This window comes from Streptomyces sp. NPDC037301 (assembly GCF_055602785.1).
Genome location: NZ_JBVJWD010000028.1, coordinates 1 through 24,668 on the forward strand (window position 1 = coordinate 1; position 24,668 = coordinate 24,668).

Below are 24,668 nucleotides of genomic sequence, written 5' to 3' on the forward strand. Positions count from 1 at the left end.
CCCCCCCCCCCCCCCCCCCCCCCCCCCCCCCCCCCCCCCCCCCCCCCCCCCCCCCCCCCCCCCCCCCCCCCCCCCCCCCCCCCCCCCCCCCCCACTGCCCATCTCCGTCCCGTTCTGGAGCCCCCATGTCCCGTACGCCCATGCCGCTTTGGCATGTCGCACTTCCGGTGCTCGCCTGTCTCGCTCTCACCGGCTGCTCCTCCGGCGCCGTGGATGCCTCGTCCGCCGCATCACACGCAGGCGGCGGTTCATCCAGCGCCCCGGGCTCTCTCAACTCTCCGAAGGACACGGGGCCCGAGGAGACACAGAAGTCCGGGAAGCCGAAGTCCGCGGCGAGCCCCACCCATGTCAGCATCCCTTCGATCGGGGTGAACAGTTCGCTGATGCGGCTCGGTCTGAACGAGGACGGCACCGTCCAGGTCCCGCCCGCCGAGAAGGGCATGACGGTCGGCTGGTACACCGGTGGCGCCGTCCCCGGCGAGCGTGGCGCCGCAGTCCTCATCGGGCACAACAACACCCGCTTCGGGAAGGCCGTCTTCCACGATCTGAAGAAGATCGGCAAGGGTGCGGACATCGCGATCCGCAACGACCGGGGGGCGGAGATCCACTACAGGGTCACCGGCACGGAGACCGTCAGCAAGAAGGCCTTCCCGACCAAGAGGGTCTACGGCGCCACCAACGAGCGCGTCCTGCGTCTCATCACCTGCGACGGCGCCTTCGACGCACAGGGCCACCCCGTGGACAACCTCATCGTGTACGCCGCCCGGAGCTGACGGCGACCGCGACCGCCTCCCTGGGCGCGTCGTCGACGGTCTGCGCTGCCGTGTCCCGGCCCACCGGGCGGCCCGGCCACCAGAAGGCGGGGCCGACGTCGAGGGCGAGCGCCGGAACGAGGACGGAGCGGACCACGAAGGTGTCGATCAGTACGCCGATCGCCACCACGATGCCGATCTCGATGAACGCCACCTGTGGAGCGCTGGTGAGGGCGGCGAACGTCGCCGCGAGGACCGCGCCCGCGCCGGTGATGACCCCGCCGGTGGAGGTGAGGCCGGACAGGACCCCGCTCCGGTGGCCCTGATGCCCGACGTCCTCACGGATGCGGTGGATGAGGAAGATGTTGTAGTCGACGCCGAGGGCGACCAGGAACAGGAAGCCGATCAGCATGACCTGAATGTCGACGGCGGGGAAGCCGAGGGCGTGCTGGAACAGCTGCCAACTGATGCCGAGTGCGGCGAAGTAGGAGAGCACCACGGTCGCCATCAGCAGTACCGGCGCGACCAGGGCCCTGAGCAGTGCGATCAGGATGACGAAGACCACGACGAGCACCAGCGGGATGACCACCCTGCGGTCGTGTGCCTGCGCCTCGGCCTTCTCCTGGGCCATGGCGGTGGGACCGCCGACCCGTGCGTCGGCTTCGGGGATGTCATGGACGGCGGTGCGGATCCGGTCCACGGTGCGAGCAGCGCCCGAGCTGTCCGCGTCCGCCTTCAACACGGCCTTGGTGTCGGCGAGTTCACCGTCGGTGGAGATGGTGGCGGGCACGACCTCGAAGACCCCGTCGATGTGCTTCAGTGCCTCGGCGACCGCCGGTGCGGCCGCGGCCCTGCTGGTCCGATCAAGGCTGCAACAGCTGGCGGTTCTACTTTGACGGGGAGCTGTAGCACCCCTTCCTGTGGTTCCGCCCCGCTCCCGGCGCTGACCGTGTGCCCCGGGTCTTCGGGGTGAGTCTCGCGGCCCTCTGTCGTTGCGACGGCAGGGGGCCGCTTGCTGCCCCAGTTGTTCAGCGGGGGTTGCTGAACCCGTGTCCGGGCGGTGTCCGGGTGCGTCCGGACAGGGGACGATGGAGCGTGGTGGAATGAGCGTCCGCCCCGTGATCGTGTCCCCGCCGAGTCCGACCGGTGGGGGCCGGGTGCGCGTGGACGGGGAGATCCTCGGCCTCGCGTACGACCTGGGCTTTACCGATCACCTCCCAGTTGTCCGGTTCGCTCGTTAGTAGTGAGATCCGGGTCGATGCGTTCGCTTTTACCGAACGTGGAAGGCTTCTATGCCACCGAGGTGTGTGAGAAAGCGCGGCTCGGTAGCGCCGATCAGGACACGGCGACCTATCTCTACGGCAGAAGGACATTGATGTCGCAGGCCATTGAGGGTATCGACCCGACGGTGCCGCCCAGCGGAACCGTCTGTGTGGAATGTGAAGCGGCGCAGGGCTGGTGGCTGCATCTGCGCCGCTGCGCCCAGTGCGGGCACGTCGGTTGCTGTGACACCTCCCCGGAGCAGCACGCCTCCCGGCACTTCGCCGACACCGGGCATCCGTTCATCCAGAGCTTCGAGCCGGGCGAGGACTGGTTCTGGGACTTCCGCACCAAGGAGATGTTCAGCAAGGGCCCGAACCTGGCGCCGCCGCAGCACCACCCGCAGACGCAGTCGGTGCCCGGCCCGCACGAACGGGTGCCTCTCGACTGGCAGAGGCACACCCACTGAGGCCAGGCCCCACCGGTACACCGCCCCTGGCAGCGAATTGGCTGGGGCTGGGCCGGGGGCGTCGCAGTGCCATGGCCGCCAGCGCCGCGGGGGCGCCCTCCGGTCCGCGGATGCCGGGGAAGGCGTTGATGTCGACGACGACGGGCGCCCCCTCGCGGTCCAGCAGGTCGACACCGTAGACGTCCAGGCCGAAGACCTCACCTGCGTGGAGGGCTGTCTCGGTCCAGGCCGGCGGCAGGTCACGGACCAGGGGCGCGGACTGCGCACTGTCCGGCGGGGCGCCCACCGGTGCGGGGCGCACCGCCGCGAACACCTCCCCCGCGATCACCCACAGCTTGTGGTCCCAGCCGCTGTTCGCGACGAACTCCTGCAGGACGACGGGCTCGTTGGACCACTTGGCGGCGAGGTCCTGGAGCTCGGCCGGGCCGTCCACGCGGGCGACCAGGTCCGCGCGCCGGCTGTGGCGGCTCTTGACCATGAGCGGATAGCCGCTCTCCGGCCGCTTCGCTCCGTGGAGGGCCTCGGACAGCGCGTCCAGGGTTCTGGTCCGGGGCATCGGCAGGCCGGCGCCTTCCGCCACGGCGGCGATCCGGCTCCTGTCCTGGCACAGCTCCGTCGCGGCGGCGGAGTTCACCACCCGGGCGCCGTGTGCTTCGAGGAAACGGGCCAGCACCAGTGCCCGGGGGGTATGAGCCTTGAGGAGGTAGACGTCGGCGAGATCATCCGCGATCACCAGTTCCGACGGGGATCCCGTTCCGGTGTCCGGGTTCAGGAACGTCACCTGGTGCTCCGCCTCGATCAGTGCGGAAGAGGCTGCGGCGAGCAGCGGATGATCCGGCTTGTCGGTCAGTAGACACACCCTCATATCTGGGCGGCTCCCGGTGCGGCCGCCAGCATGTCCGCTTCGGGGTGCGGGTGGGGCTGTCCGTGGGGGATCTGCGGCTGCGCGGGAATGCGCGGAGCGGGGGCGAGCACGCCCGTCCGGGCAGCGCCGCCCGTCCTGGCCAGGTCGAGGACGGCCCCGGCCAACCGGGATACGGCGTCGGGGACCTGACGGAAACTCGGGAAGTCGTTGATGTCGACGATCACGGGACCGTCGGGGCCGAGCACCACGTCGATGCCGTACAGATCGAGGCCGAAGACCGCTCCCACCTTCGCCGCCGCTGCGGCCACCTCGGCGGGCAGGGGGACGGCTCCCTCGTCGACCGGCCCGTCCGGGTGGAGCGGGGAGCGGCGCAAGGTCGCGTGGAACTCGCCCGCGAGACAGTAGACCTTCAGGTCGGAGCCCGGGTTGGACACGTAGGGCTGTGCGATGAGTTGGCCCTCCCCCGCCTGCTCCGCCTCCGCCAGGCGCCCGGGGTCCGGCACGAGCCGCACCCCGCGCCCCGAGCTGCCGTCGGCGGGCTTGACCACCAGGGGGAAGAGCTCCTCGGGGACATCCGCGAACAGCGTGGCCCTCGGTGCCGAATAGGTCACCGGAACCGGTAGCCCGTGCTGTCGCGCGATGACCGATGTGAGGACCTTGTCGCGCACCGCGCGGATCGACCGCGCGTCGTTCACCGTGGTCAGGCCCACAGCCGCTGCGGCCTCCAGCAGGGTGAGCCCGGGGCCGCCGGACACGGTCTTGAGTACCCAGGCGTCATGGGTCCCCGCCCGCACCTCTTCCGAGATCCGCAGTAGTGAGCCGCCGGGGCGCACCACGTCCACCTGGTGTCCCCACGACAGCAGTCGTCGGACCACGTCAAGCGGCATGCCGTCATGCCGGTACAGCTCTTCGACGAGGAAGCAGAGCTTCATCCCAATACCCCTCGGTGCCCCCATGACTGATGAGGGCACAACGGTGCCTCGCGATGCTCTTCCGAACACCACCAAAAGGGCAACGCTACGTCACGCTCGCCCCAAAGCAACCGCCACCGGGTGTTACTGATGATGCGTTCCTCATCCAAACAGATCTCCGTCGGGCGGGTCACGGAGTGGATGGCCCCGCACCGGCCGAGTCCGCCACCGGGTCGCGGAATACGGATCTGTCTTGAGGAGCCGGCATCGTGGGGCGCACGGGCCGACCCGCGGGTGCACCCTGGGTCACGAGAGGGATGGGTCGGGCAAGTGGACCATCAGTACTGTCGACGGTTCACTGGGATCCTCACCATCCGCGGCAGCGCATACACGTGATGGGCCGCTCCCGAAGAGGGATGCGGCCCATCAGCTGCGCGGTGATCGCGCCAGAGACCGCGGTGACCACCGCGCAGACCCGTCGTCCGTGATTCGCACGCCCGGTGTCTGCCGGCCTCTGTCAGAAGAAGACCCCGCACCGCAACAGCACGTTCGCGTACGGCCGCGCCTCCCCCGTCCGCACCACCAGCCGGGCACCCGCCGAAAGCGCCTTGAGCTCCTCGTGCGGTACGTGGGCGAGTTCCGGGAGTCGCTCGTCCAGGAGGCGTGCGGCCTCCGGGTTGGCCTCCCGCACCTCGTGCGCCGCTGTCGCGCCCTCCACCACCAGTTCGTCCAGCAGCCCGTCGAGCACGTCGGCGAACGACGGGACACCGGCCCGGAAGGCCAGGTCGACGACCCGGGGGCCGGCCGGGATGGGCATTCCCACGTCGCAGATCAGTACCCCGTCACCGTGGCCCAGCTCGGCCAGTGCTCCGGCGAGATGGCGGTTGAGGATTCCTGCCTTCTTCACAGCGCGGAGACTTCCTCTGCGGTCGGGAAGGACGCCTGCGCGCCCTGCCTGGTGACGGCCGCCGCACCCACCCTGACGGCGAACGCGGCGGCCTCGGTGAGCTCCTCGCCCAGGCCGAGCCGCCAGGCCAGGGCGGCGGTGAACGCGTCACCCGCCCCGGTCGTGTCGACGGCCTCGACCTTGAGGCTCGGTACGCGTACGACGCCGCCCCTGCGGCTGTCGGCGACAAGTGCGCCCGCCGCCCCCAGCGTGACCACTACCGACTGCGGGCCGAGCTCGAGGAGTGCTCGCGCCCACTCCTCGGGCGTGGTGCCTGCGGCTTCGCCCAGGATGTAGCGCGCCTCGTGCTCGTTGACCACCAAGGGGTCGCATGCGGCCAGCACATGGTCCGGCAGGGGTGCGGGCGGGGACGGATTCAGAACCAGTCGGGTGCCGGGTGACATTGCACCGGCCACCTCGGCGACCGTCTCCAGCGGGATCTCCAGCTGTACGGAGACGACCCGGGCCGCCCCGAACAGGGCTCCGGCGCCCCGGATGTCCTCCGGGGTCAGCCGGGCATTGGCCCCCGGCGACACCACGATGCTGTTGTCACCCGAGGGGTCCACGGTGATCAGCGCGACTCCGGTCGGTGCCCCGCCCACGAGGACGCCGCTGGTGTCCACACCCGCCGCCCGCTGCGATTCCAGCAGCAGGCGGCCGTGGGCGTCGTCGCCGACCCGGGCCAGCAGGGCGGTGACGGCCCCGAGGCGGGCGGCGGCCACCGCCTGGTTTCCTCCCTTGCCGCCCGGATGGACGACAAGATCGGAACCGAGCACGGTCTCACCGGGTGCGGGGCGGCGCTCCACGCCGATGACCAGGTCGGCGTTGGCGGACCCTACGACCAGCAGGTCGTACCGGTCGTGGTCGTTCTCGTGCATTGTTCCTGCTTTCCGTGGTCAGGCAGTGTTCAGGTCCCGCTCAGGAGAAGTCGGCGACGTTCTTCCCGGTGACTACCTTGACCGGCACCTTCACCGTGCTGTCGACCTTCTTGCCCTCTGCGGCCTTCACCGCGTTCTGCACCGCGATCTTGCCCAGTTCCTTCGGCTGCTGGGCCACGGACGCGTACAGCGTGCCTGCCTCGACCGCCTTCAGGCCGTCCGGAGTTCCGTCGAACCCGACGACGGACACCGACTTTCCTGCCTTGCTGCCGAGTGCCTTGACCGCGCCGAGCGCCATCTCGTCGTTCTCGGCGAAGACGCCGGTGACACCGGGGTGGGACTGGAGCAGATTGGTCATGACGTCCAGGCCCTTGGTGCGGTCGAAGTCCGCGGGCTGCTTGGCCACGACCTTGATGCCGGGGTACGCCTTGATCCCTTCGGCGAAGCCCGCGCCGCGCTCGCGGCTGGCGGAGGTACCCGCGGTGCCCTGCAGGACGACGATGCTGCCCTTGCCACCGAGCTTGTCGGCCAGCGCCGCGGCGGCGAGCTTGCCTCCTGCGACGTTGTCGGAGGCGACGAGCGTCGCGGTCTTCGCCTTGTTGACGCCTCGGTCCGCGGCGACCACCGGAATGTCCGCCTTGTTGGCGCTCCGTACGGCGGGGCCGGCCGCGTCCGAGTCCACCGGGTTGACGATGATGGACTTCACCCCGGAACTCGTGAAGTTCTGGAGCTGGTTGGCCTGTTGTGAAGCGTCGTTCTGCGCGTCGGTGACGGTGAGGTCCACCCCGGCCGCCTTCGCCTCCGCCTGTGCGCCCGCCTTCATCTGCACGAAGAAGGGGTTGTTGAGCGTGGAGAGCGACATGCCCACCTTGGTGTTGCCGCCGGAGGAGCCGGAGTTGAAGTAGGACACCGCGCCCACGACAACGGCCACGCAGAGTGCGGCGATCCCGAACTTGACCGCTCCCGCTCGCTTGCCGCCGGATCCCGGCGATCCCGGTGCGCCGGAGGAACCGGTCGAGGCGGCGGCTTTGGACCCGGCCCTGCGGCGCAGCGTGTCCAGCAGCACCGCGAGGGCGATGACGACACCGATGACGACCTGCTGCCAGAAGGCGGACACGGACAGGAGGTTGAGTCCGTTGCGCAGCACGGCGAGGATGAGCGCGCCGATCAGGGTGCCGGACGCCTTGCCGACGCCGCCGGCGAGGCTGGCGCCGCCGATGACGACTGCGGCGATCGCGTCGAGTTCGTAACCCTGCGCGGCCTGCGGCTGCGCGGAGGTCAGACGGGAGGCGAGAACGATGCCCGCGACCGCGGCGAAGAGGCCGGACAGGGCGTAGATGGCCAGCTTCTGTCGCTTGACGCGCAGTCCGGAGAGCCGGGCCGCTTCCTCGTTGCCGCCGATCGCGTACATCGAACGGCCGATGTAGGTACGGGCCAGGATCAGTGCCGTGATCAGGCCCATCGCGATCATCACGAGGACCGGTACGGGCAGCCAGCCGCCGAGCGTGTCGCCGAGCACGGAGACCGAGTCGGGGAAGGCGATCGGGCTGCCCTGGGAGATGACCAGGGACAGACCGCGCGCGATGGAGAGCATGGCCAGTGTCGCGATGAACGGCGGCAGTTTGCCGTACGAGACGAGGGCGCCGTTGACGAATCCGCAGGCGATGCCCGTGGCGACGGCAAGGATCACCGCCAGCCAGACCGGCACACCCTCCGACGTCGCCGACCAGGCGAGGACGGTCGCGGAGAGCGCGGCCACCGAGCCGACGGACAGGTCGATGCCGGCCGAGACGATGACGAAGGTGACGCCGAACGCGAGGATCGCGGTGACGGCGGCCTGCACGCCGACGTTCAGGAGGTTCTGGGTGGTCAGGAAGTCGCCGGAGAGCAGCGACATCGCCACCAGCAGGACGACCAGGGCGCTCAGGGCGCCGTTGTCGAGCAGGAGGCGGCGGACGGTACGTCCTGCGGCGCCACTCGCGCCCGTATTGCTCTTGAGCGTGTCAGTGGCCACGGGGGCTCTCCTCTTCGTTCACAGCCGGCGTCGTTGCCGGAGTCGTTACGGGAGTTGCTGTGGGGGCGGTGCTGACGGCGAGCGCCATCACCGCGTCCTGGGTCGCTTCGTGCGCGGGGAGCTCTCCGGCGATCCGGCCCTGGGCCATGACCAGCACCCGGTCGCTCATGCCGAGGACCTCGGGCAAATCGCTGGAGATCATCAGCACGGCGTGGCCGGAGGCCGTCAGCTCGTTGATGAGCTGGTAGATCTCGACCTTGGCGCCGACGTCGATGCCGCGCGTCGGTTCGTCGAGGATCAGCACTCTGGTGTCGGCGAGCAGCCACTTGCCGATGACGACCTTCTGCTGGTTGCCACCGGAGAGGGTGCGGACATGCTGGCCGAGGCCCGCCATCCGTACCCCGAGCTGTTCGGCGATCCGGGCGGCGGCCGTGCGCTGTCCCTTGAGATCCACGAGCCCGGACCGGCTCGCCGAGCGCAGGGTGACCAGGCCGAGGTTCTCCTGCACGGACGCGTCGAGGACCAGGCCCTGGGCCTTGCGGTCCTCGGGCACGAGACCGATCCCGGCGCCCATGGCCGCGGTCACGTCGTACTTGGCCAGCCGCTCGCCGCGTACGTCGACGGTGCCCGCGTCATAGGGGTCCGCTCCGAAGACGGCACGGGCGACCTCTGTGCGTCCGGCGCCGACGAGGCCGGCGAGGCCGACGACCTCACCCGCCCGCACGTCGAAGCTGACGTCATGGAAGATGCCGTTCCGGGTCAGCCCGCGGACGGCGAGCAGGGACTCTCCGGCCTTCGGGCGCTGCCGCGGGTACTGCTGCTCGATGCTTCGTCCCACCATCAGCCGTACGAGCTCCTCCTCGGGGGTCGAGGCGGGCACCTGGTCGATGCTGCGGCCGTCGCGCAGCACCGTGACCCGGTCGCCGAGCGCCGCGATCTCTTCGAGGTGATGGGTGATGAAGATGATCCCCACACCCTCCTCGCGCAGCTGCCGCACGATCCGGAAGAGCTTCTCGACCTCCTCGGACGTGAGGACCGCCGTGGGCTCGTCCATGATCAGGACACGTGCGTCGAGACTGAGCGCCTTGGCGATCTCCACCATCTGCAGCCGGGCGATGCCCAGTTCACGCACCTTGGCCTTCGGCGAGACATGCAGGCCGACCCGGCGCAGGAGCACCTCGGCGTCCGCCTCCATGCGACGCCGGTCGATCATCCCGAAGCGGCGCGGCTGCCGGCCGAGGAAGATGTTCTCGGCGACCGTGAGATCGGGTACCAGGTTGAACTCCTGGTAGATCGTGGCGATTTTGAGCCGTTCGGCGTCCTGTGCGCTGTGGATGCGGACCTCACGCCCCTGGGCGAAGATCCGGCCGCTGTCCGGGCGGTAGGCGCCGGAGAGCATTTTGATGAGGGTGCTCTTGCCCGCTCCGTTCTCACCGAGCAGGACATGCACTTCGCCGCCGCGCAGGTCGAAGTCGACGCTGTCGAGCGCGACCACGCCGGGGAAGGTCTTGCGTACGCCTTCGATGCGCAGCAACTCGTCCTGAGTGCTCACAGGTTGCTCCTCGGGTTCGAAGCGTGCTCGCCGCAGGAACTGCGTACGACAAGGCGGGCGGGAAGGGTGACGGACTGCGGGGACCGTCCCTCGATGAGGTCGACCAGCGCCCGCACGGCGGCTCGGCCGAGTTCGCCGGTCGGCTGGGCGATGGCCGTGATCGGCGGGTCGGTGTGCAGGAACCACGGGATGTCGTCGAAGGCCGCGAGCCCGATGTCCTGCGGGACGCGCAGCCCGCGTGCGCGGATCGCGTCCAGCGCGCCGAGTGCCATCAGATTGTCGGCGGCGAATACGACCTCGGGCGGTTCGGGAAGGGCCAGAAAGCGCTCGGTGGCGCGGCGCCCGCTGTCCGCCTGGAAGTCGCCCTGCCCGATGTAGGTGTCGGGCAGCGCGAGTCCGTGCTCACGCAGCGCCTCACGGAAGGCCTCGACTCGCTCGTTGCCCGTGGTGGTGGCCGCCGGGCCCGCGATGATCGCAAGCCTGCGGTGGCCGAGGCGGTGCAGGTGGCCGACCAGGTCCCGGATGGCGTCGCGGCCGTCGGCACGCACCACGGGGACGTCCACACCCTGGATCCAACGGTCCACGAAGACCATCGGTGTGCCGCTGCCCACAGCGCCCGGCGCGAGCGGGGAGCTCCCGTCGGCGGGGGAGACGAGGAGTCCGTCGATCCGGCGGTCGAGGAGCGTGCGGATGTGATGTTCCTGCAGGTCGGGCTGCTCGTCGGCGTTCCCGATGATGACGCTGTAGCCCAGTGCGCGGGCCTCCTCCTCGACGAAGCGGGCCAGTTCGGTGAAGTACGGGTTGAGTACGTCACTGATGACCAGGCCGAGGGTGCGCGTCTGATCGGTGCGCAGCGAACGGGCGACGGCGTTGGGCCGGTAGCCGAGGACGTCGACAGCGGCGAGGACGCGTCTGCGCGCGTCGGGGCTGACGGAGGGATGGCTGTTGAGAACGCGGGAGACCGTGGCGACGGACACTCCCGCCTCGGCCGCGACATCCTTGATGCTCGCCATTTCCGGACCACCTCCTTGTGGTTTCCGTGAGCCTCGAAACCAGCGGTCCAGAGCCGTGGAATCGATTACAGCGATGATTGGAATCGATTACATGGCCGAAAACAAGACCTCACCTGGCCTCCGAGACCGGATTGTGACTAAGACCGACCGGCAAATGGGAGGGTGGGAGAAGGAGCGGGGCTGGGTGCGTGCAGCTGCAAGGCGGAGGTGGGAGGCAACGCGGAGGGTCGACCTGTCCCTCGTGAGGACCCTCTTGCTTACCTGCCCGTAACCTCTGATGTACCTCAGATTTGTTCCTGAGTGATGTGGAGCACTGCCAGAATCACAGGATTCCCGGATGATGTGTCGTTGAGCCGTGCCACGGTGACGACTCCCTGGCCGGCCATGGCCGGGACCGCCCACCTTCCCCTCACAAAGGCGAATCTCCTTCATGAGTGACCGCACCACTGCGGCCGATACGCTCGCCGCCGCCCCACCGGCGACGAGCTCCCCCCACCGGGACGCCGGCGACGCCGGTTACAGCAAGGACCTCAAGTCCCGTCACATCAACATGATCGCCATCGGCGGCGCGATCGGCACCGGCCTGTTCCTGGGCGCGGGCGGTCGACTGGCCGGCGCGGGTCCCTCGCTCGCCGTCGCCTATGCGGTCTGCGGTGTCTTCGCCTTCTTCGTCGTCCGCGCGCTCGGCGAGCTGGTCCTCTACCGGCCGTCCTCCGGCGCCTTCGTCTCGTACGCCCGGGAGTTCATGGGCGAGAAGGGCGCCTTCGCGGCCGGATGGCTGTACTTCCTGAACTGGTCGACCACCGCCGTCGCCGACATCACCGCGGCCGCCACCTACGCCCACTTCTGGGCGATGTTCAGCGACATCCCGCAGTGGATCCTCGCGCTGATCGCCCTCGCCGTCGTCCTCACCGCCAACCTCATCTCGGTGAAGTACTTCGGTGAGATGGAGTTCTGGTTCGCGATCATCAAGGTCTCCGCCCTGGTTGCCTTCATGCTCATCGGCATCTTCCTGGTGGTCACCCAGCACCCGGTGGACGGTCACACGCCGGGCATCTCCACCATCACCGACAGCGGCGGCATCTTCCCCACCGGCATGCTCCCGCTGCTGATGGTGATCCAGGGCGTCGTGTTCGCGTACGCCTCCGTCGAGCTGTGCGGCGTCGCCGCGGGTGAGACGCAGAACCCCGAGAAGATCATGCCCAAGGCGATCAACTCGATCATGTGGCGCGTCGGACTCTTCTACGTCGGTTCGGTGGTGCTGCTGGCCCTCCTGCTGCCGTACACCTCGTACTCGGCGGACCAGAGCCCCTTCGTCACCGTCATGGACAAGCTCGGTATCCCGGGCGCGGCCGGTGTGATGAACCTGGTCGTGCTGACCGCGGCACTCTCCAGCCTGAACTCCGGTCTGTACTCCACCGGGCGCATCCTGCGCTCCATGGCGCTGGCGGGCTCCGCGCCCCGGTTCACCGGCCGGATGAACAAGGGCCAGGTGCCCTACGGCGGCATCCTGCTGACCGCCGGTTTCGGTGTACTGGGCGTCGTGCTCAATTACGTCATGCCGGGCCAGGCGTTCGAGATCGTCCTCAACTTCGCGTCGATCGGCATCCTCGGCACCTGGGGCATGATCATGCTCTGCTCGCTGCTGTTCTGGCACCGCTCGCGGGACGGCAGGGTCACCCGCCCCTCGTACCGGCTGCCCTGGGCCCCGTACACACAGATCGTCACGCTGGCGTTCCTCGCCGCGGTCGTGTTCCTGATGTGGTGGGGCGGCGGAGTGGGCCGTACGACCGTGCTGTGCCTGCCACTGATCGCGGCGGCCCTGGTCGGCGGCTGGTTCGTCGTCCGCGGCCGGGTGAACAGCCTGGTACAGGAGCGCAAGGACGCCTGACGGCTCTCGGCAACGGCGGCTGCTCCCGCGGAGACACCTTCCGCGGGAGCAGCCGTTCCCGTGCTACCCGCCCGGAACGCAAAGAGACCCCGGATGAAGCGCCACCGCTGGACCGATCGGACGCTGACCCACAACTCCTTCGCGATCACGGCATTGCTCTGGCCGCACGCAAACAACTCGGCCGCCGGCACGTGCGCTACGCGGGCTCGGTACCGCTGTTCCTGCCGCGCATCGTGGAGGAGGCCCGGTCAGTCCAGTCGGCCAAGCCCTCAGAAATATCCACGAAGGGATTCTGCCGGCACGGCATCACACCCGGCGAACGTTTCCGGACACAGCACCGGGCGACGGGGCTTGCTCGCTCAGAGCCATCCGCGGCGGCTGGCCTGGACGCCGAGCTGGAAGCGGGTCTGCGCGCCCAGGACTTCCTGGAGGCGTGCGATGCGACGCGCCACCGTCCGTTCGCTGACGCCGAGTTCGCGGGCGATGGACTCGTCGGTGAGTCCGCCGCTGAGGTAGGTGAGAAGCTGCCGGGCGTCGTCGGTGGGGGCGGCACCGACGTCGCCCATGGGCTCGTCGCCGGCGGGGAGCGGAACGGCCATCTGCCAGTGCGACTCGAACATGCCGATGAGGCCGTCGAGCAGGGCCGATCGCTGCACGACTATGTGGTGGCGTCGCTGGTGATCGCGCGTGGGTGCGGAGACGACGGCGAAGCGGTCGTCACAGATCATCAGGTTCAGCGCGACGTTGGGGAAGACGCGGGCGCGTTCACCGAGGTTGACGCAGGTCTGGATGGCCTCCCGGCCTATCGCGTCACGCAACACCTGGGTGCCGTAGACCACGGAGTACGCGACGCCGCGCGCGAGTGCCTCCAGACAGCCTGGCGCCACCGTCGGGGGCGCGGCGAGGTGGCCGGAGGGGCCGATGGACAGAGCACGGACCTGGTGCGTCGCCTCGTCCTGCACACGCCGGACAAGCGCTTCACCGGCCTCGTCCGTCCGGACTATCTCGATGTATCCCGGGGCTTCGGTGTGGTGGTCGCGCCAGAACCGGGCGAGTTCGTCGGCGCTGTCGCGCAGGGCTCCGAGTTCCTTGGCGCGGATTTCCGCGAGGGCGTCGAGCGCGGTGCGCGGGGGGCAGGCGACGAGTCCTTCGTCGTCCGGTTCCACCAGGCCCAGTTCGGTCAGTTCGCGGGCCGCCTCGACAACGGCATCCGGGGCCACACGCAGGATGCCCGCCAGCGCGGCCGGGGTCGTCGGGTCGCGCTGCACGAGCGCGAGGTAGACGTCCTCGGCGGTCGCAGTGAGGCCGATGGCGCGGAGCGGATGCATATTGCAAGCATTGCACGTATATGCGATGTGCTCCATGTGAAGATCGTGTCCACATGGTGGCTACCACCGGGTAGGGGCGCCCGGAGTGACAAGTCGTCAGATCGGGATGGTCACATCGGGCGTGCACGTGACTGCATGGCATCTGTCACCTTCCTGCCATGCCGGATTCAGACAGCACCGACAGCTTCTCCGGAAGGTGCTTTCTTTGCAGACTCTTGGCTCATGGCAATCCGACCGCCTCTCCCGTCCCACAAGGACGAATGGCGCGTCGGCTTCGACCCACCAAGGAGTTGACTGTGAAGAAGTCCCTCGCCTGGGCCGTCACCCTCGTGACCGCGGCCACGTGCACCCTTGGCACCGTCCTGCCGGCAACGGCCGCTAACGACACGACGGCCACCGCCGCCGCCTCAGCCTCCTACGGCTCTGCGATCGACACCTCCAAGCTCGACCCGCAGACGAAGGCCCTCGTCGACCAGATCCTGGCCGAGCTGCCGGCCGACTGGCAGGAGCGCCTCCAGGCAGCCAACGCCAAGTACGGCATAGGCGACGCCCAGTGGACGGACATCCGCAACAGCGTCATCAACCCGGGCGACTACCAGTGCCAGAGCACGGAGCTGACGGCCTACGCGAACAATCTGCTCGAGGGCGCCGAGGACCCCTTCACGATCTTCATCCTCTCTCTGCTCGGCGGGTTCGACCTCCCCACGTACGATGCGCTGCTGTTCGGCAGCGAGTCCAAGTCCAACACTTACGGTGTCAACGGCGAATACACCAACCAGCTGACGTCCGAAGCCAAGGACCTCAAGAGGTTCTGGGACATCTACTCCGACGACATCCAGCTCATGCCGATGCACGGCGCCGACGTCTTCTCCTCCCCGGAGCGGCTCGCCCGCACCCTGTCCGTGCTGTACGGCGGCACGACCGAGAGCAACCTCGGCCTGGCCGAGCTCTTCATCTCGCTGGTCGGCTCCGAGCCCGTACTGAAGGGCGGCGCCAACCCGATCTTCACCTTCAACGCGTTCGCCTACTCCGAGAAGGGCGACCCGCAGCCGCTGGGCATCTCCGACCGCATCGTCATGGGCGACGGCATCCTGGAGGCCACGAAGGCCATCGGCCTGGGCGGCACCGCCCCGCGCGCCATCCTCGCCCACGAGTTCGGCCACCACGTGCAGTACGAGGACAACCTGTTCGACAACACCACGCTCACCGGGCCGGAGGCCACCCGCCGCACCGAGCTGATGGCGGACGCGTTCGGCACGTACTTCCTCACGCACTCGCGCGGCGAGGCCCTCAACACCAAGCGGGTGCTCGGCTCCGCCCAGTCCTTCTACCAGGTCGGCGACTGCAGCTTCAAGAGCAACGGGCACCACGGCACGCCCAACCAGCGCCTCGCGGCGTCCACATGGGGCGCGAGCGTCGCCAACGAGGCCCCCGACCAGGGCCACATCCTGCCCTCGCTGAAGCTCGACGAGCTGTTCGAGGCGAAGCTTCCCGACATCGTGAAGCCGGACGCGACGAACTGAGTACGGCGCCTCGGGTGCGCGGCCCGGTCGGCGCGCGACGGCCGAAAGGCCGCGCGCCGACCGCCCACGGCCGCGCAGCGGGGCCGCGCCGGCGTCCGGGCGGCCGCAAGATGCACCGTCGGCGCGGCACAGCGCACCTTCGGCCTTACGCTGACCTGCAACACGAAAACGCGGGCTGTGACTGTAGAGTCACAACCCGCGTCATCCGCTGTGTCCGAGGGGGGACTTGAACCCCCACGCCCGATAAAGGGCACTAGCACCTCAAGCTAGCGCGTCTGCCATTCCGCCACCCGGACTAGGTGATCGGCCCCGGTCTCCCGCGGCGACAAAGAAAACAATACCAGGGGTTTGGGGTGCCTCTCACCTGCATATTCGGTGGTCAGTGGGGGGTGGCAGGCACAGGGAAGCCGTTGGCCTGCCGTGTGTACGGTCTGTCGTCGCTCGTGCACGTGCAGTACGTCCGGCGGATCGCCGGGCGGCGTCCGGCTGCCGCGAAGACCGGGCCGCTCGGCGGCAGGGGGTCGTCCTGCGGCTGATCCCCAGGATCGGGGACTACGTGGTGCCGGGGACGCCGGTGCCGGCCGGTCATGGAACATTGTGGTGGGGGCGTGGGACCACAAGGGCGCGTTCGTCATCGCCGGATCGGGGAGAACGACCGGCGGATCCCCGACCGGTCCCGGGGTCGGTCGCGCAGTTCGGGGTGCTGGTCAGGCACCGTACGCTCCTGGTGACTGCCGTGGAGCGTACGGTGCCTGACGTCACCGGGCGGGCGATTGCGCTGTTCCCCGGTCTTCAGGAATTCGGGGTGCGGCGCGGACCGCCCCTCCGGTGCCGCCGATGGTCCTACTTGCGCAGCGCCGCCAAGTTGTCGTAGCCGGTCCGCGCATGGTTCAGGGACTGCGCGGGGACGGTCGAGCTCGGTGCGTTGTCCTGCTCGACCATCGGGTTGTGGTAGTTCTTCGCCCCGACGCGGCGGAAGAACGTCCGGTAGTCGATGACCCCGGTACCGAAGGGGACCATGTCGTAGCCCTGGCCGCTGGTTGTGTTGACGATGCCGTCCTTGGCGTGGAACAGCGGGTAGCGCTTGGTGTTGCAGCGGACCAGTGCCGCCGGGTCGAAGATGTTCTCCTGCTGCGATCCGTCGTGCGCGGTGTAGGTGTGGAACTTGTACTGAGCGACGTGCGCCCAGAAGATGTCCATCTCCAGCCACACGGACTTCGGGTCGGTGACCTGAAGGAAGTACTCGAGCTTGCGCATGCCGGAGCTGCGGGTGGGGCGGCCCTGTGCGTCCAGCGGACCGCCGTCGAGCAGGAAGCCGTAGGCCGCGTCGTGGTTGTGGGTGTACAGCTTGATGCCCGCGCCCTGAGCGATCCGTCCCAGCGTGTTCCACTTGTCGGCAGCCACGTCCCAGTCGCCGCGGTAGGCGCTGCCGGTGGGGTCGCCACCGGTGCCCATGTGTTCCATGCCGAGGATGTTCGCTATCTCGAGGTGGCGCTTGAACTGGTCCAGGTCGCTCTGGTTCAGCGGCCAGGACGACGGGATGAAGCCGTGGTTGCCCTGGGCGCGCAGACCGTAGTCGTCCAGCCACGAGCGCAGCAGCTTCGCGCCTTCCACCGATTCGAGGTTGCTTCCGCCGGGTGCGTTGGCGTGCTGGCCGTACCCGGCGAACTCGACCTGCTTGTAGCCGTAGCGGGCCAGCTCCCTGAAGACCTCACGGAAGCCCGAGGGAAGGTCGGTGCTGAGCGGATCCCGGCCCGTGGCGTCGCGCACGGTGTAAAGGATGATTCCTCGTCGCTCCGCCGGGACCAGAGCCTGGCCGACGCCCCGCCCCTTGCCGGAGGCGGTCTGGGCGAGGGCCGGCGAGGCGCCGAAGGCGGGCGCGGCGATCGCCGCTGTCGCAGCGGCCGTGCAGGTGCTCAGAAAACGGCGGCGGCTGACGCCGAGGCTGCGGCGCAGGGCGCCGTCCGTTCCGGATTCGTCGTTGTACGCGGTCACGGTCTCTCTCTTTCTCGAAGATGCTCGAAACGCCGTCTGCGGACCGACCTCATGCGAGGCCGGCAAGCGTGAGGAGCAAGGACTTCACCTCGGTGGCCCGGACGGGTCCGGTGAACGCGTGGGGGGTGGAGCACAGGATGAGCGGACCTTCTTCGTCACTCATGGGGAGGCGGCCGTGGCTGCCGCGAACAGGTGACGGGTCCAGCGGTACGACCGCCATGCGGTAGCGCATGCCGAGCTTCTTGCGGGCGACGGCCGCGGCGGCCTTGACCCGGACGTACGGGTCCTGGGGGTCCAGGAAGAGTTCGACCGGGTCGTAACCGGGTTTGCGATGGATCTCGACGAGCTGCGCGAAGTCGGGGGCGCGCGCGTCGTCGAGCCAGTAGTAGTACGTGAACCAGGCATCCGGGTCCGCGACGGCGACCAGTTCGCCGGAGCGCGGATGGTCCAGGCCGTGTGCCTTCTTGCCCTCGTCGTCGAGGAGCTGCTCGATGCCCTGGAGGTCCTGGAGGGCTTCGCGCGTCGCTTCGAGGTCCTCGGGGCGGCGTACGTAGATGTGGGCGAGCTGGTGGTCGGCGACGGCGAAGGCGCGTGAGGCCATCGGGTCGAGGTATTCCATGCCGTCCTGGGTGTGGACCTCCAGGAGACCGGCGCGGCGCAGGGCCCGGTTGATGTCGATGGGCCGGTCGACGCGGGTGATGCCGTACTCGGAGAGGGCGACGACGGTGCGGCCTTCGCGGCGGGCATCGTCCAGGAGGGGTGCCACGGCCCGGTCCAGATCGGCCGCGGCCCGGTACGAGCGGGGGTCGTCGGGGCCGTAGCGCTGCAGGTCGTAGTCGAGGTGCGGGAGGTAGCACAGGGCCAGGTCGGGGTGGCGGGTGTCGAGAATGTGCCGAGTCGCGTCGATGATCCACTGGGAGGAGACGAGGTCGGCGCCGGGGCCCCAGAAGTGGAAGAGGGGGAATGTGCCGAGTTTTTCGGTGAGTTCGTCGTGCAGGGCGGGCGGCCGGGTGTAGCAGTCGGGTTCCTTGCGGCCGTCGGCGTAGTAGACGGGGCGCGGGGTGACGGTGATGTCGGTGTCGGCGCCCATCGCGTACCACCAGCAGATGTTGGCGACGGTGTAGCCGGGGTGAGCGCGGCGGGCGGCGTCCCAGAGCTTGTCCCCGGCGACCAGACCGTTGTGCTGGCGCCAGAGCAGGACGTCACCGAGCTCGCGGAAGTACCAGCCGTTGGCGACGATGCCGTGCTCGGCGGGCGTGGTGCCGGTGAGGAAGGTGGACTGGGCCGCGCAGGTGACTGCGGGGAGCACGGTGCCGAGAGGGGCGTGGGTGCCGGACTGCCCCAGGGCCTTGAGGTGCGGCATGTGGTCGAGGAGCTGTGGGGTGAGCCCGACGACGTCGAGAACGAGAAGCGGGGTTGGTGCGGTGGGCGTGGTGGCCTGCTCGGCGGCGGTCATGGGAGCTCCTTGAGGCCGAGGTCGACCAGGAGGTCGCGGGCGAGGGTCAGTTCGGCGGCGATGCCGTCGGCGAGCTGGGTGCGGGTGCGGGGGCGCAGTGCGGCCGGGAGCGCCTGCCAGGTGTACGTCTCGACCTCCAGGTGCCTGGTGAGTGGCCGTGTGCCGCCGACCAGCCGGGTCAGCGTGGACCTGAGCACGGGAAGGGTGGAGGTGAGCGGTGGTGCGGGAGGTGCGTGCAGGGGGACGTGGAAGTGGGCGCGCCACGGGGCGCCGTCGGGCAGGGCCCGGCCGGTGACCGCCTCGTCGAGGTCGTCGGTGCCGCGCAGCCCGGCGGCGGTGCTGGTGCGGGTCTGGTGGAGGAAGCGGGGCTCGGCGAAGGCGGCGAGTGCGGTGCGTACCTCGGGGAGGTGGGGGTGTTCGGCGTGCAGTGCGGCGGAGAGCTGGGCCTTGACTACCGGGATGCCCGCTGTGTCGAGCGCGTCGACGGCGGTGTCGGGGTCCTCGAAGGAGGTGGCCAGGTGGCAGGTGTCGATGCAGATGCCGATGCGCCGGTGTCCGACGGCGGTGAGCGGTGCGATGGCGTCGGCGGTGGTCTCGACGGTGCAGCCCGGCTCGGGTTCGAGGCCGATGCGGATGGACTTGCCGGTGAGCTCGGCCAGCGCGTCGAGGCGTTCTGCGAGGGTGGTGAGCGCGGTGTGTGCGAGAGGGGCCGCCCCGGCATCGGAGTCGAACGGGGTGCGCCAGGCGATCGGGAGGGTGGAGATGGTCCCTTCGGTGACGTCGTCGGGGAGCAGACCGGCCAGGAGCCGGGCGAGGTCGGTGGTGTGGGCGAGCCGCTCCGGGTCCGTCCAGTCCGGCTTGTACACCCGGTACTTGACTTCGTCGGCACCGAATCCCTCGTACGGGAAGCCGTTGAGGGTGACGACTTCCAGGCCACGGCGGTCCAGTTCGGCGCGCAGGGAGCGCAGCTGTGACGGGTCGTTGATCAGGCTGCGGGCCGCGTCCCTGGCGAGCCAGAGGCCGATGCCGAGCCTGTCCCGGCCGAGGCGTTTGCGGACCGGTTCGCAGTGGTCGCGCAGTTGGTTGCGGACCCCGTCGAGTGTCTCTGCGGGGTGGACGTTGGTGCAGTACGAGAGGTGGACGGTGGAGCCGTCGGGATGACGGAAGCGCATCGCCTCACTCCCCGCCACGCAGGATGGAGTTGCCCTCGTGGAGTGGTTCCGGCGCGGCGATGTCGAGCTGCAGCCGGCCGCTCTGCCCGTAGAAGGCGACGGGGTTGCGCCAGAGCACCTGGTCGACGTCGTCCTCGCTGAACCCGGCGGCGAGCATCGCGTCGCCCACCTTGCGGGTCTTGAGCGGGTCGCTCCTTCCCCAGTCGGCGGCCGAGTTGACCAGGACCTTCTCGGTGCCGTGGGTCTTGAGGACCGCGATCATGCGGTCCTCGTCCATCTTGGTGTCGGGGTAGATGGAGAAGCCGGCCCAGCAGCCGCTGTCGATGGCGTCCTTCACGGTCGTCTCGTTGAGGTGGTCGAGCAGGACCCGCTCCGGGGGGAGGTGGGATTCGCGGATGACGTCGATGGTGCGGTGCAGTCCGGCGAGCTTGTCGCGGTGCGGGGTGTGCACGAGTGCGGGCAGGCCGTGGTCGGCGGCGAGCTGGAGCTGTGCGGCGAGGGCGGTGTCCTCGGCCGGGGTCATGGAGTCGTAGCCGATCTCGCCCACGGCGACGACGGAGTCCTTGACGAGATAGCGGGGCAGGGCGTCCAGCACGGGGGTGCAGCGGGGGTCGTTGGCCTCTTTGGGGTTGAGGGCGAGCGTGCAGTGGTGGGCGATGCCGTACTGGGCGGCGCGGAAGGGTTCCCAGCCGAGCAGGGCGTCGAAGTAGTCGAAGAAGCTGGCGGGCGAGGTGCGGGGCTGGCCGAGCCAGAAGGAGGGTTCCACGAGGGCGCGGACACCCGCGTCGTACATCGCCTGATAGTCGTCCGTGGTGCGGGAGGTCATATGGATGTGGGGGTCGAAGATGCGCATCAGGACTCCTCCGTGGGGGCGGCAGGGCCGGGGGTGGTGAGATCGAGCACCCGGGTGAGGTCGGCGGGGACGCTGCGGCCCGCGGCGATGCGTTCGGCCGCGAAGTCACCGAGCATGCGGGCGAGTTCCGCGTCTCCGCGCGAGCGCCGTGCCAGTTGGCCGACGGCATCTACAGGGACACCGGTGAAGAGGCATTTGAGAATGGCGTGGCGCCAGTTGTGCGCGTCGAGATGGGCGGCGGCGTACGGGCCGACGGCCGCGGCGACCAGCCGGGTGTCATTGGTGCGCAGGGCGTCCTCGACGAGCACAAGGGCGGTGGGGCCGAGGTCCAGCCGGTGCAGGGTGAGCAGGACGGCGCGTCGTTCGGCGGCGGTGCCCTGCTCGTAGAGCCTGGTCAGGGCGGGCAGCGCGGCGCGGGCTTCGACGAGCAGCAGGGCGCGTACGGAGTCGGCGTGTTCGAGTCCGCAGTACCGGCCGGCGGCGGCGTACCGCAGTTCCCACGACGGTACGGCGTACGGGCCGCGGGGCTGTTCGGAGTCCTCGTGGGAGGCGGCGTGTTCGGCCTCGGCGAGGGCCTCGTCGAGCCAGGCGCGCGCGGCTCCGCCGAGCTGTGCGTCGAGTTCCTTGCGGGTCAGCAGCGGGGAGGTCGTCGGGGTCATCGGCATGCGTTGCTCCCTTCGGCGGTTTCAGCGGCTCGACGGACCGTGCTTGCGGAGGAACTCGATGGAGGTGCGGGCGAGTTCGGGGCCGGCGTGGGAGTGACGGGGCAGCTCGACGACGGTGAGGCCGCGGTAGCCGGTGCCGGAGAGCGCGTCGAGCGCTTCGAGTACGGGCGGGAAGTCGATCTCGCCTTCACCGAACGGGAGGTGTTCATGGATGCCCCGGCGCATGTCCTCGATCTGGACGTGCCGCAGCCAGGGGGCGGCCTCGCGCACGCAGTCGACGGGCGGGGCGGGCTCCAGGCATTGGCAGTGACCGATGTCCAGGGTCAGTCCGAGCGGTGGTGGATCACCGCTGAGAACGCGCAGATGGTGGAAGTCGGCGAGGTTGGCGAGGAGGTGTCCGGGCTCGGGCTCGATCGCCAGGGGGATGCCCGAGCGGTCGGCGGCGTCCAGGACCGGGGCGAGCGAGTCGGTGAGCCGCTGCCAGGCGGTGTCGGGGGTGGTGTCCGGTGGGGTGATGCCGCTGAAGCAGTGCACGGCGTGCGCACCGAGGTCGGCGGCGATGCCGACGGCCCGGACGAGCAGCCGGGTGCGGGCTGCGCGGGCCTCGGGGTCGGGGTCGAGGAGCGACGGGCCGTGCTTGCGACGGGGGTCGAGGACGTAGCGGGCCCCGGTCTCCACTGTGACGCCGAGGCCCAGCTCCTGGAGCCTGGACGCCGCGTGGCGGGTGCGCGCGGCGACGTCGGGGGCGAGGGGGTCGAGGTGCATGTGGTCGAGGGTCAGCCCGACCCCGTCGTACCCGAGATCGGCGAGGAGTGCGAGGGCGTCGTCCAGGCGCAGGTCGGTGAGCCCGTTGGTGCCGTAGCCGAGGCGGATGGTCATGTGAGGCTCACCTTCCGGGCGAGGGTGCGGGCGAGCGGGACGAGTCCCATGACGGCGAGCCCCGAACCTGCTGCTCCGGCACGGGCGGCAAGGGCTGCCTGGAGCGGGATCATCGCCCGGATGCCCCCGCCGACGGCGCGCTGGGTGAGGGGCGGGGACGGGTTGAGGGCGGCGTGGAGGAGGGGACCCGCGGCCGTACGGAAGTAGGAGCCGGTGAGCGCGGTGAGCAGGAGGCGGGAGGCGGTGGCGGCGGGGGTCGCCGGGGGCCGGTGCGACCGTCCCGCATCCGGGGTCGCGTCCCCGGGTCCGCGCTGCTCGCGCAGGGACGCGGCGCCCAGTGCGGCAGTGACCGCGAGCGCGGCGAGGGGTGCGGTCGTGGATCCGCCCTGCGCCTCGTGCCGTGAGACGGCGGTGACGGCGTAGGTGTGCGCCCCGAGCAGGCCGGCGGCCGGGAGGGCGCCGCGAACGAAGCCACGCGAAGCCGCGGACGAACCCGTGCGCAAACCGGAAGCCGAAGCCGCACTCGAACCCGAGGCCGTAGGCGACCCCGATCCCGTACGCGACCCCGTGCCCGCCGTCCTTTTCACCGCGCCGGTGGCGGTGGCGCCGAGCAGCAGATCCAGTCCTCGTGCCGCCGCCATCGCCGCCGGTCCCGCCGGGGTGTGCTTGAGGCGGAGGTCGTACGCCCAGACCGTCGCCGCCAGCCCGGTGGCGACCGCGAGGGCCGGTCGGCCGGCCCGTGCGGCGAGGCCCAGTCCTGCGGCCGTCAGCGCGCCCGCCGCCGCGAGGGCCGCGCCGGGGGCGATGCGGCCCGAGGGGATCGGCCGGTGCGGGCGGTCGACGGCGTCCTCGTCGCGGTCGGCCCAGTCGTTGAGCGCCATGCCCGCCTCGTACAGGCAGAGCGAGGCGCCGACGGCGAGCGCGGTGCCGCGGTCGGGGCGCCTGCCCGTCGCCGCTGCCCCGGCGAGTGCGTCGCCGGGGACGGTGAACAGCGCCGACACCCGCAGCAGCTCCGCCCAGGCCCGTACCGTCACTTCTCCCCCCGCAGCGTTTCGGCGAAGGCGAGCAGCGCCGTGTACTGCTCGAAGAGTGCGGCAGGGCCGCCGTCCGGGTCCTTGAAGTAGAAGCCGAGCTGGGGCAAGGGGCCGGTCAGCCCCTTCTCGTGGGCGCGGGCCACCAGTCTGGCCAGGTCCAGGACCAGGGGTGCGGCCAGTGCGGAGTCGCACCCCTGCCAGGTCGTCTGGAGCACCATGCGTGCCCCGAGGAATCCGTCGAACGCGATGTGGTCCCAGGCCGTCTTCCAGTCGCCGAGGGCCGGTACGTCGTCGATGTGGACCTCGCCCTCGGGCGCGGTTCCCAGCGTGTCGGCGAGGACGCGTTCCTTGCCCGCGTTCTTGGCCGCGGCCGCGCCCGGGTCGGCCAGCGCCGCTCCGTCCCCGCCGCCCAGCAGGTTGGTGCCCGACCAGGCCCGTACAGGCAGGGCGCGTTGCACGAACATCGGGGCGAGTACGGAGCGGAGCAGCGTCTGGCCGGTCTTGCCGTCGCGGCCCGCGTGAGGAAGTCCGCAGCCCGCGACGGCGTCCTGGAGGGCGGGGGTGCGCAGCCCGGTGGACGGGGTGAAGTTGATGTACGGGCAGCCGGCCCGGAGCGCTGCCGCGGCATAGAGCGAGCTGGCGGGCAACCGCCGCTCGCCGGGGGCCGGGACCGGTTCCGTGGAGGCGACATTGATCACGACCGTCCTGGCCAGGTCGTTGCGGTGCCCGAAGTCCGCAAGGTCGGCGGCGAAGGCGGTGATGAGCTCCTCGTCGCTGCGGGTGTCGCCGGGCAGTGGGCCGCCGGGCCGTATCTCCGCGTCGGCGGCGGCGAGTTCGGAGCGTACCGCCGAGGGCAGGCCGTGCGGCAGCACTCCCCCGGTGGCCAGTGCCTCGGCCCGTTTGGGCAGCGGACAGCCGACGGTGTCGTGTCCGCCGAAGACCAGTGAGGTGAGGGTGGGCAGCCCGCTCTCGGCGAACGGCGGTGTTTCGGTGACCATGCCTGCCGCCTGGTGGAGCCCTGCTGCGACCGCCGCGCACCCCGCTGTGGCGGTGGTGGCGACGGAGCCGCGTGCTCCGATGAACCAGACTCCGGTACGAACGGCGGGTGCTGACACGGGCTGCCTCCCTGGCTGGGGGTCCTGGCTGGGCAGAGCAAGTGGCGCTGTGCGACGAGGGTCGGGATCGGGTGGTGACGGCGGGCGGGGAGGTTGT

21 protein-coding genes and 1 tRNA gene are annotated in these 24,668 nt (G+C 70.1%); 4 read left to right on the forward strand and 18 right to left on the reverse strand.

The genetic code is table 11. The annotated features are described in order from the left end of the window. Positions 1 to 125: 125 nt before the first annotated feature. Complete coding sequence (locus ACZ7IB_RS32840; protein ID WP_266356023.1) at positions 126 to 773, forward strand: class F sortase; 648 nt, start codon at positions 126 to 128, stop codon at positions 771 to 773. Here the strand turns inward: ACZ7IB_RS32840 and ACZ7IB_RS32845 are convergent. After that, positions 748 to 1,542 (reverse strand): MMPL family transporter, encoded by a 795-nt coding sequence (locus ACZ7IB_RS32845; RefSeq protein ID WP_470917564.1) that lies wholly within the window; start codon positions 1,540 to 1,542, stop codon positions 748 to 750. The genes ACZ7IB_RS32840 and ACZ7IB_RS32845 overlap by 26 nt on opposite strands. Before the next feature lie 585 nt (positions 1,543 to 2,127). On the opposite strand from ACZ7IB_RS32845, the gene ACZ7IB_RS32850 reads away from it, so the two are divergent. After that, positions 2,128 to 2,481 carry a UBP-type zinc finger domain-containing protein gene (locus ACZ7IB_RS32850; protein ID WP_470917565.1) on the forward strand — a complete coding sequence of 118 codons (354 nt, stop codon included), beginning with the start codon at positions 2,128 to 2,130 and terminating at the stop codon, positions 2,479 to 2,481. Here the strand turns inward: ACZ7IB_RS32850 and ACZ7IB_RS32855 are convergent. The 7 genes from ACZ7IB_RS32855 to ACZ7IB_RS32885 form a co-directional block, all read right to left on the reverse strand. Next, positions 2,375 to 3,346: an ATP-grasp domain-containing protein gene (locus tag ACZ7IB_RS32855; RefSeq protein ID WP_470917566.1), complete on the reverse strand. Its 972-nt coding sequence runs from the start codon at positions 3,344 to 3,346 to the stop codon at positions 2,375 to 2,377. The genes ACZ7IB_RS32850 and ACZ7IB_RS32855 overlap by 107 nt on opposite strands. Continuing rightward, positions 3,343 to 4,278 (reverse strand): ATP-grasp domain-containing protein, encoded by a 936-nt coding sequence (locus ACZ7IB_RS32860; protein WP_470917567.1) that lies wholly within the window; start codon positions 4,276 to 4,278, stop codon positions 3,343 to 3,345. The genes ACZ7IB_RS32855 and ACZ7IB_RS32860 overlap by 4 nt, the downstream gene beginning before the upstream one ends. 496 nt (positions 4,279 to 4,774) lie before the next feature. After that, positions 4,775 to 5,164: a D-ribose pyranase gene (gene rbsD / locus ACZ7IB_RS32865; protein ID WP_093896175.1), complete on the reverse strand. Its 390-nt coding sequence runs from the start codon at positions 5,162 to 5,164 to the stop codon at positions 4,775 to 4,777. Further along, positions 5,161 to 6,081: a ribokinase gene (locus ACZ7IB_RS32870; RefSeq protein WP_470917569.1), complete on the reverse strand. Its 921-nt coding sequence runs from the start codon at positions 6,079 to 6,081 to the stop codon at positions 5,161 to 5,163. The genes rbsD and ACZ7IB_RS32870 overlap by 4 nt, the downstream gene beginning before the upstream one ends. A 40-nt stretch (positions 6,082 to 6,121) precedes the next feature. Next, positions 6,122 to 8,095, reverse strand: a complete 1,974-nt coding sequence (locus ACZ7IB_RS32875) for an ABC transporter permease/substrate-binding protein (protein ID WP_470917570.1) — start codon at positions 8,093 to 8,095, stop codon at positions 6,122 to 6,124. Next, positions 8,085 to 9,647, reverse strand: a complete 1,563-nt coding sequence (locus ACZ7IB_RS32880) for a sugar ABC transporter ATP-binding protein (RefSeq protein ID WP_470917572.1) — start codon at positions 9,645 to 9,647, stop codon at positions 8,085 to 8,087. Before ACZ7IB_RS32880 ends, ACZ7IB_RS32875 begins: the two co-directional genes overlap by 11 nt. Further along, entirely contained in the window at positions 9,644 to 10,660 is a 1,017-nt protein-coding gene (locus tag ACZ7IB_RS32885) for a LacI family DNA-binding transcriptional regulator (RefSeq protein WP_470917574.1), read from the reverse strand. Before ACZ7IB_RS32885 ends, ACZ7IB_RS32880 begins: the two co-directional genes overlap by 4 nt. Before the next feature lie 430 nt (positions 10,661 to 11,090). On the opposite strand from ACZ7IB_RS32885, the gene ACZ7IB_RS32890 reads away from it, so the two are divergent. Further along, positions 11,091 to 12,551, forward strand: coding sequence for an amino acid permease (locus ACZ7IB_RS32890; protein WP_470917576.1), 1,461 nt, complete (start codon positions 11,091 to 11,093; stop codon positions 12,549 to 12,551). 359 nt (positions 12,552 to 12,910) lie between these two features. Here the strand turns inward: ACZ7IB_RS32890 and ACZ7IB_RS32895 are convergent, their stop codons facing one another. Further along, complete coding sequence (locus ACZ7IB_RS32895) at positions 12,911 to 13,915, reverse strand: helix-turn-helix transcriptional regulator (RefSeq protein WP_470917577.1); 1,005 nt, start codon at positions 13,913 to 13,915, stop codon at positions 12,911 to 12,913. Positions 13,916 to 14,175: 260 nt separating this feature from the next. Between ACZ7IB_RS32895 and ACZ7IB_RS32900 the strand changes: the two genes are divergently transcribed. After that, positions 14,176 to 15,402, forward strand: a complete 1,227-nt coding sequence (locus ACZ7IB_RS32900; protein WP_470917578.1) for a M48 family metalloprotease — start codon at positions 14,176 to 14,178, stop codon at positions 15,400 to 15,402. Between the two features lie 211 nt (positions 15,403 to 15,613). Here the strand turns inward: ACZ7IB_RS32900 and ACZ7IB_RS32905 are convergent. From ACZ7IB_RS32905 to ACZ7IB_RS32945, 9 genes are all read right to left on the reverse strand, one after another. Next, a tRNA-Leu gene (locus ACZ7IB_RS32905) sits at positions 15,614 to 15,698 on the reverse strand. Between the two features lie 547 nt (positions 15,699 to 16,245). Continuing rightward, on the reverse strand, positions 16,246 to 17,397 hold the full coding sequence (locus ACZ7IB_RS32910; protein ID WP_470917580.1) for a sugar phosphate isomerase/epimerase family protein: 1,152 nt from the start codon (positions 17,395 to 17,397) through the stop codon (positions 16,246 to 16,248). Between the two features lie 49 nt (positions 17,398 to 17,446). Beyond that, complete coding sequence (locus tag ACZ7IB_RS32915) at positions 17,447 to 18,853, reverse strand: nucleotide pyrophosphatase/phosphodiesterase family protein (protein WP_470917581.1); 1,407 nt, start codon at positions 18,851 to 18,853, stop codon at positions 17,447 to 17,449. Then, on the reverse strand, positions 18,850 to 20,025 hold the full coding sequence (gene eboE / locus ACZ7IB_RS32920) for a metabolite traffic protein EboE (protein ID WP_470917582.1): 1,176 nt from the start codon (positions 20,023 to 20,025) through the stop codon (positions 18,850 to 18,852). Before eboE ends, ACZ7IB_RS32915 begins: the two co-directional genes overlap by 4 nt. 4 nt (positions 20,026 to 20,029) lie before the next feature. Then, a complete protein-coding gene (locus ACZ7IB_RS32925) occupies positions 20,030 to 20,878 on the reverse strand; it encodes a TatD family hydrolase (protein WP_470917584.1) in 849 nt (282 codons plus the stop codon). Continuing rightward, positions 20,878 to 21,543, reverse strand: a complete 666-nt coding sequence (locus ACZ7IB_RS32930) for an EboA domain-containing protein (protein ID WP_470917586.1) — start codon at positions 21,541 to 21,543, stop codon at positions 20,878 to 20,880. The genes ACZ7IB_RS32925 and ACZ7IB_RS32930 overlap by 1 nt, the downstream gene beginning before the upstream one ends. 21 nt (positions 21,544 to 21,564) lie before the next feature. After that, entirely contained in the window at positions 21,565 to 22,422 is an 858-nt protein-coding gene (locus ACZ7IB_RS32935) for a sugar phosphate isomerase/epimerase family protein (RefSeq protein ID WP_470917587.1), read from the reverse strand. Continuing rightward, entirely contained in the window at positions 22,419 to 23,456 is a 1,038-nt protein-coding gene (locus ACZ7IB_RS32940) for an SCO3242 family prenyltransferase (RefSeq protein WP_470917589.1), read from the reverse strand. Before ACZ7IB_RS32940 ends, ACZ7IB_RS32935 begins: the two co-directional genes overlap by 4 nt. Beyond that, positions 23,453 to 24,571 (reverse strand): inositol-3-phosphate synthase, encoded by a 1,119-nt coding sequence (locus ACZ7IB_RS32945; protein ID WP_470917591.1) that lies wholly within the window; start codon positions 24,569 to 24,571, stop codon positions 23,453 to 23,455. The genes ACZ7IB_RS32940 and ACZ7IB_RS32945 overlap by 4 nt, the downstream gene beginning before the upstream one ends. Positions 24,572 to 24,668: the final 97 nt, after the last annotated feature.

Bases quoted from the DNA above. Each gene is read 5' to 3' on its own strand.
- ACZ7IB_RS32840 (WP_266356023.1), top strand. From the start codon at position 126: ATGTCCCGTACGCCCATGCCGCTTTGGCATGTCGCACTTCCGGTGCTC.
- ACZ7IB_RS32850 (WP_470917565.1), top strand. From the start codon at position 2,128: ATGTCGCAGGCCATTGAGGGTATCGACCCGACGGTGCCGCCCAGCGGA.
- ACZ7IB_RS32855 (WP_470917566.1), bottom strand. From the start codon at position 3,346: ATGAGGGTGTGTCTACTGACCGACAAGCCGGATCATCCGCTGCTCGCC.
- ACZ7IB_RS32860 (WP_470917567.1), bottom strand. From the start codon at position 4,278: ATGAAGCTCTGCTTCCTCGTCGAAGAGCTGTACCGGCATGACGGCATG.
- ACZ7IB_RS32870 (WP_470917569.1), bottom strand. From the start codon at position 6,081: ATGCACGAGAACGACCACGACCGGTACGACCTGCTGGTCGTAGGGTCC.
- ACZ7IB_RS32885 (WP_470917574.1), bottom strand. From the start codon at position 10,660: ATGGCGAGCATCAAGGATGTCGCGGCCGAGGCGGGAGTGTCCGTCGCC.
- ACZ7IB_RS32890 (WP_470917576.1), top strand. From the start codon at position 11,091: ATGAGTGACCGCACCACTGCGGCCGATACGCTCGCCGCCGCCCCACCG.
- ACZ7IB_RS32895 (WP_470917577.1), bottom strand. From the start codon at position 13,915: ATGGAGCACATCGCATATACGTGCAATGCTTGCAATATGCATCCGCTC.
- ACZ7IB_RS32915 (WP_470917581.1), bottom strand. From the start codon at position 18,853: ATGACCGCCGCCGAGCAGGCCACCACGCCCACCGCACCAACCCCGCTT.
- eboE (WP_470917582.1), bottom strand. From the start codon at position 20,025: ATGCGCTTCCGTCATCCCGACGGCTCCACCGTCCACCTCTCGTACTGC.
- ACZ7IB_RS32925 (WP_470917584.1), bottom strand. From the start codon at position 20,878: ATGCGCATCTTCGACCCCCACATCCATATGACCTCCCGCACCACGGAC.
- ACZ7IB_RS32930 (WP_470917586.1), bottom strand. From the start codon at position 21,543: ATGCCGATGACCCCGACGACCTCCCCGCTGCTGACCCGCAAGGAACTC.
- ACZ7IB_RS32935 (WP_470917587.1), bottom strand. From the start codon at position 22,422: ATGACCATCCGCCTCGGCTACGGCACCAACGGGCTCACCGACCTGCGC.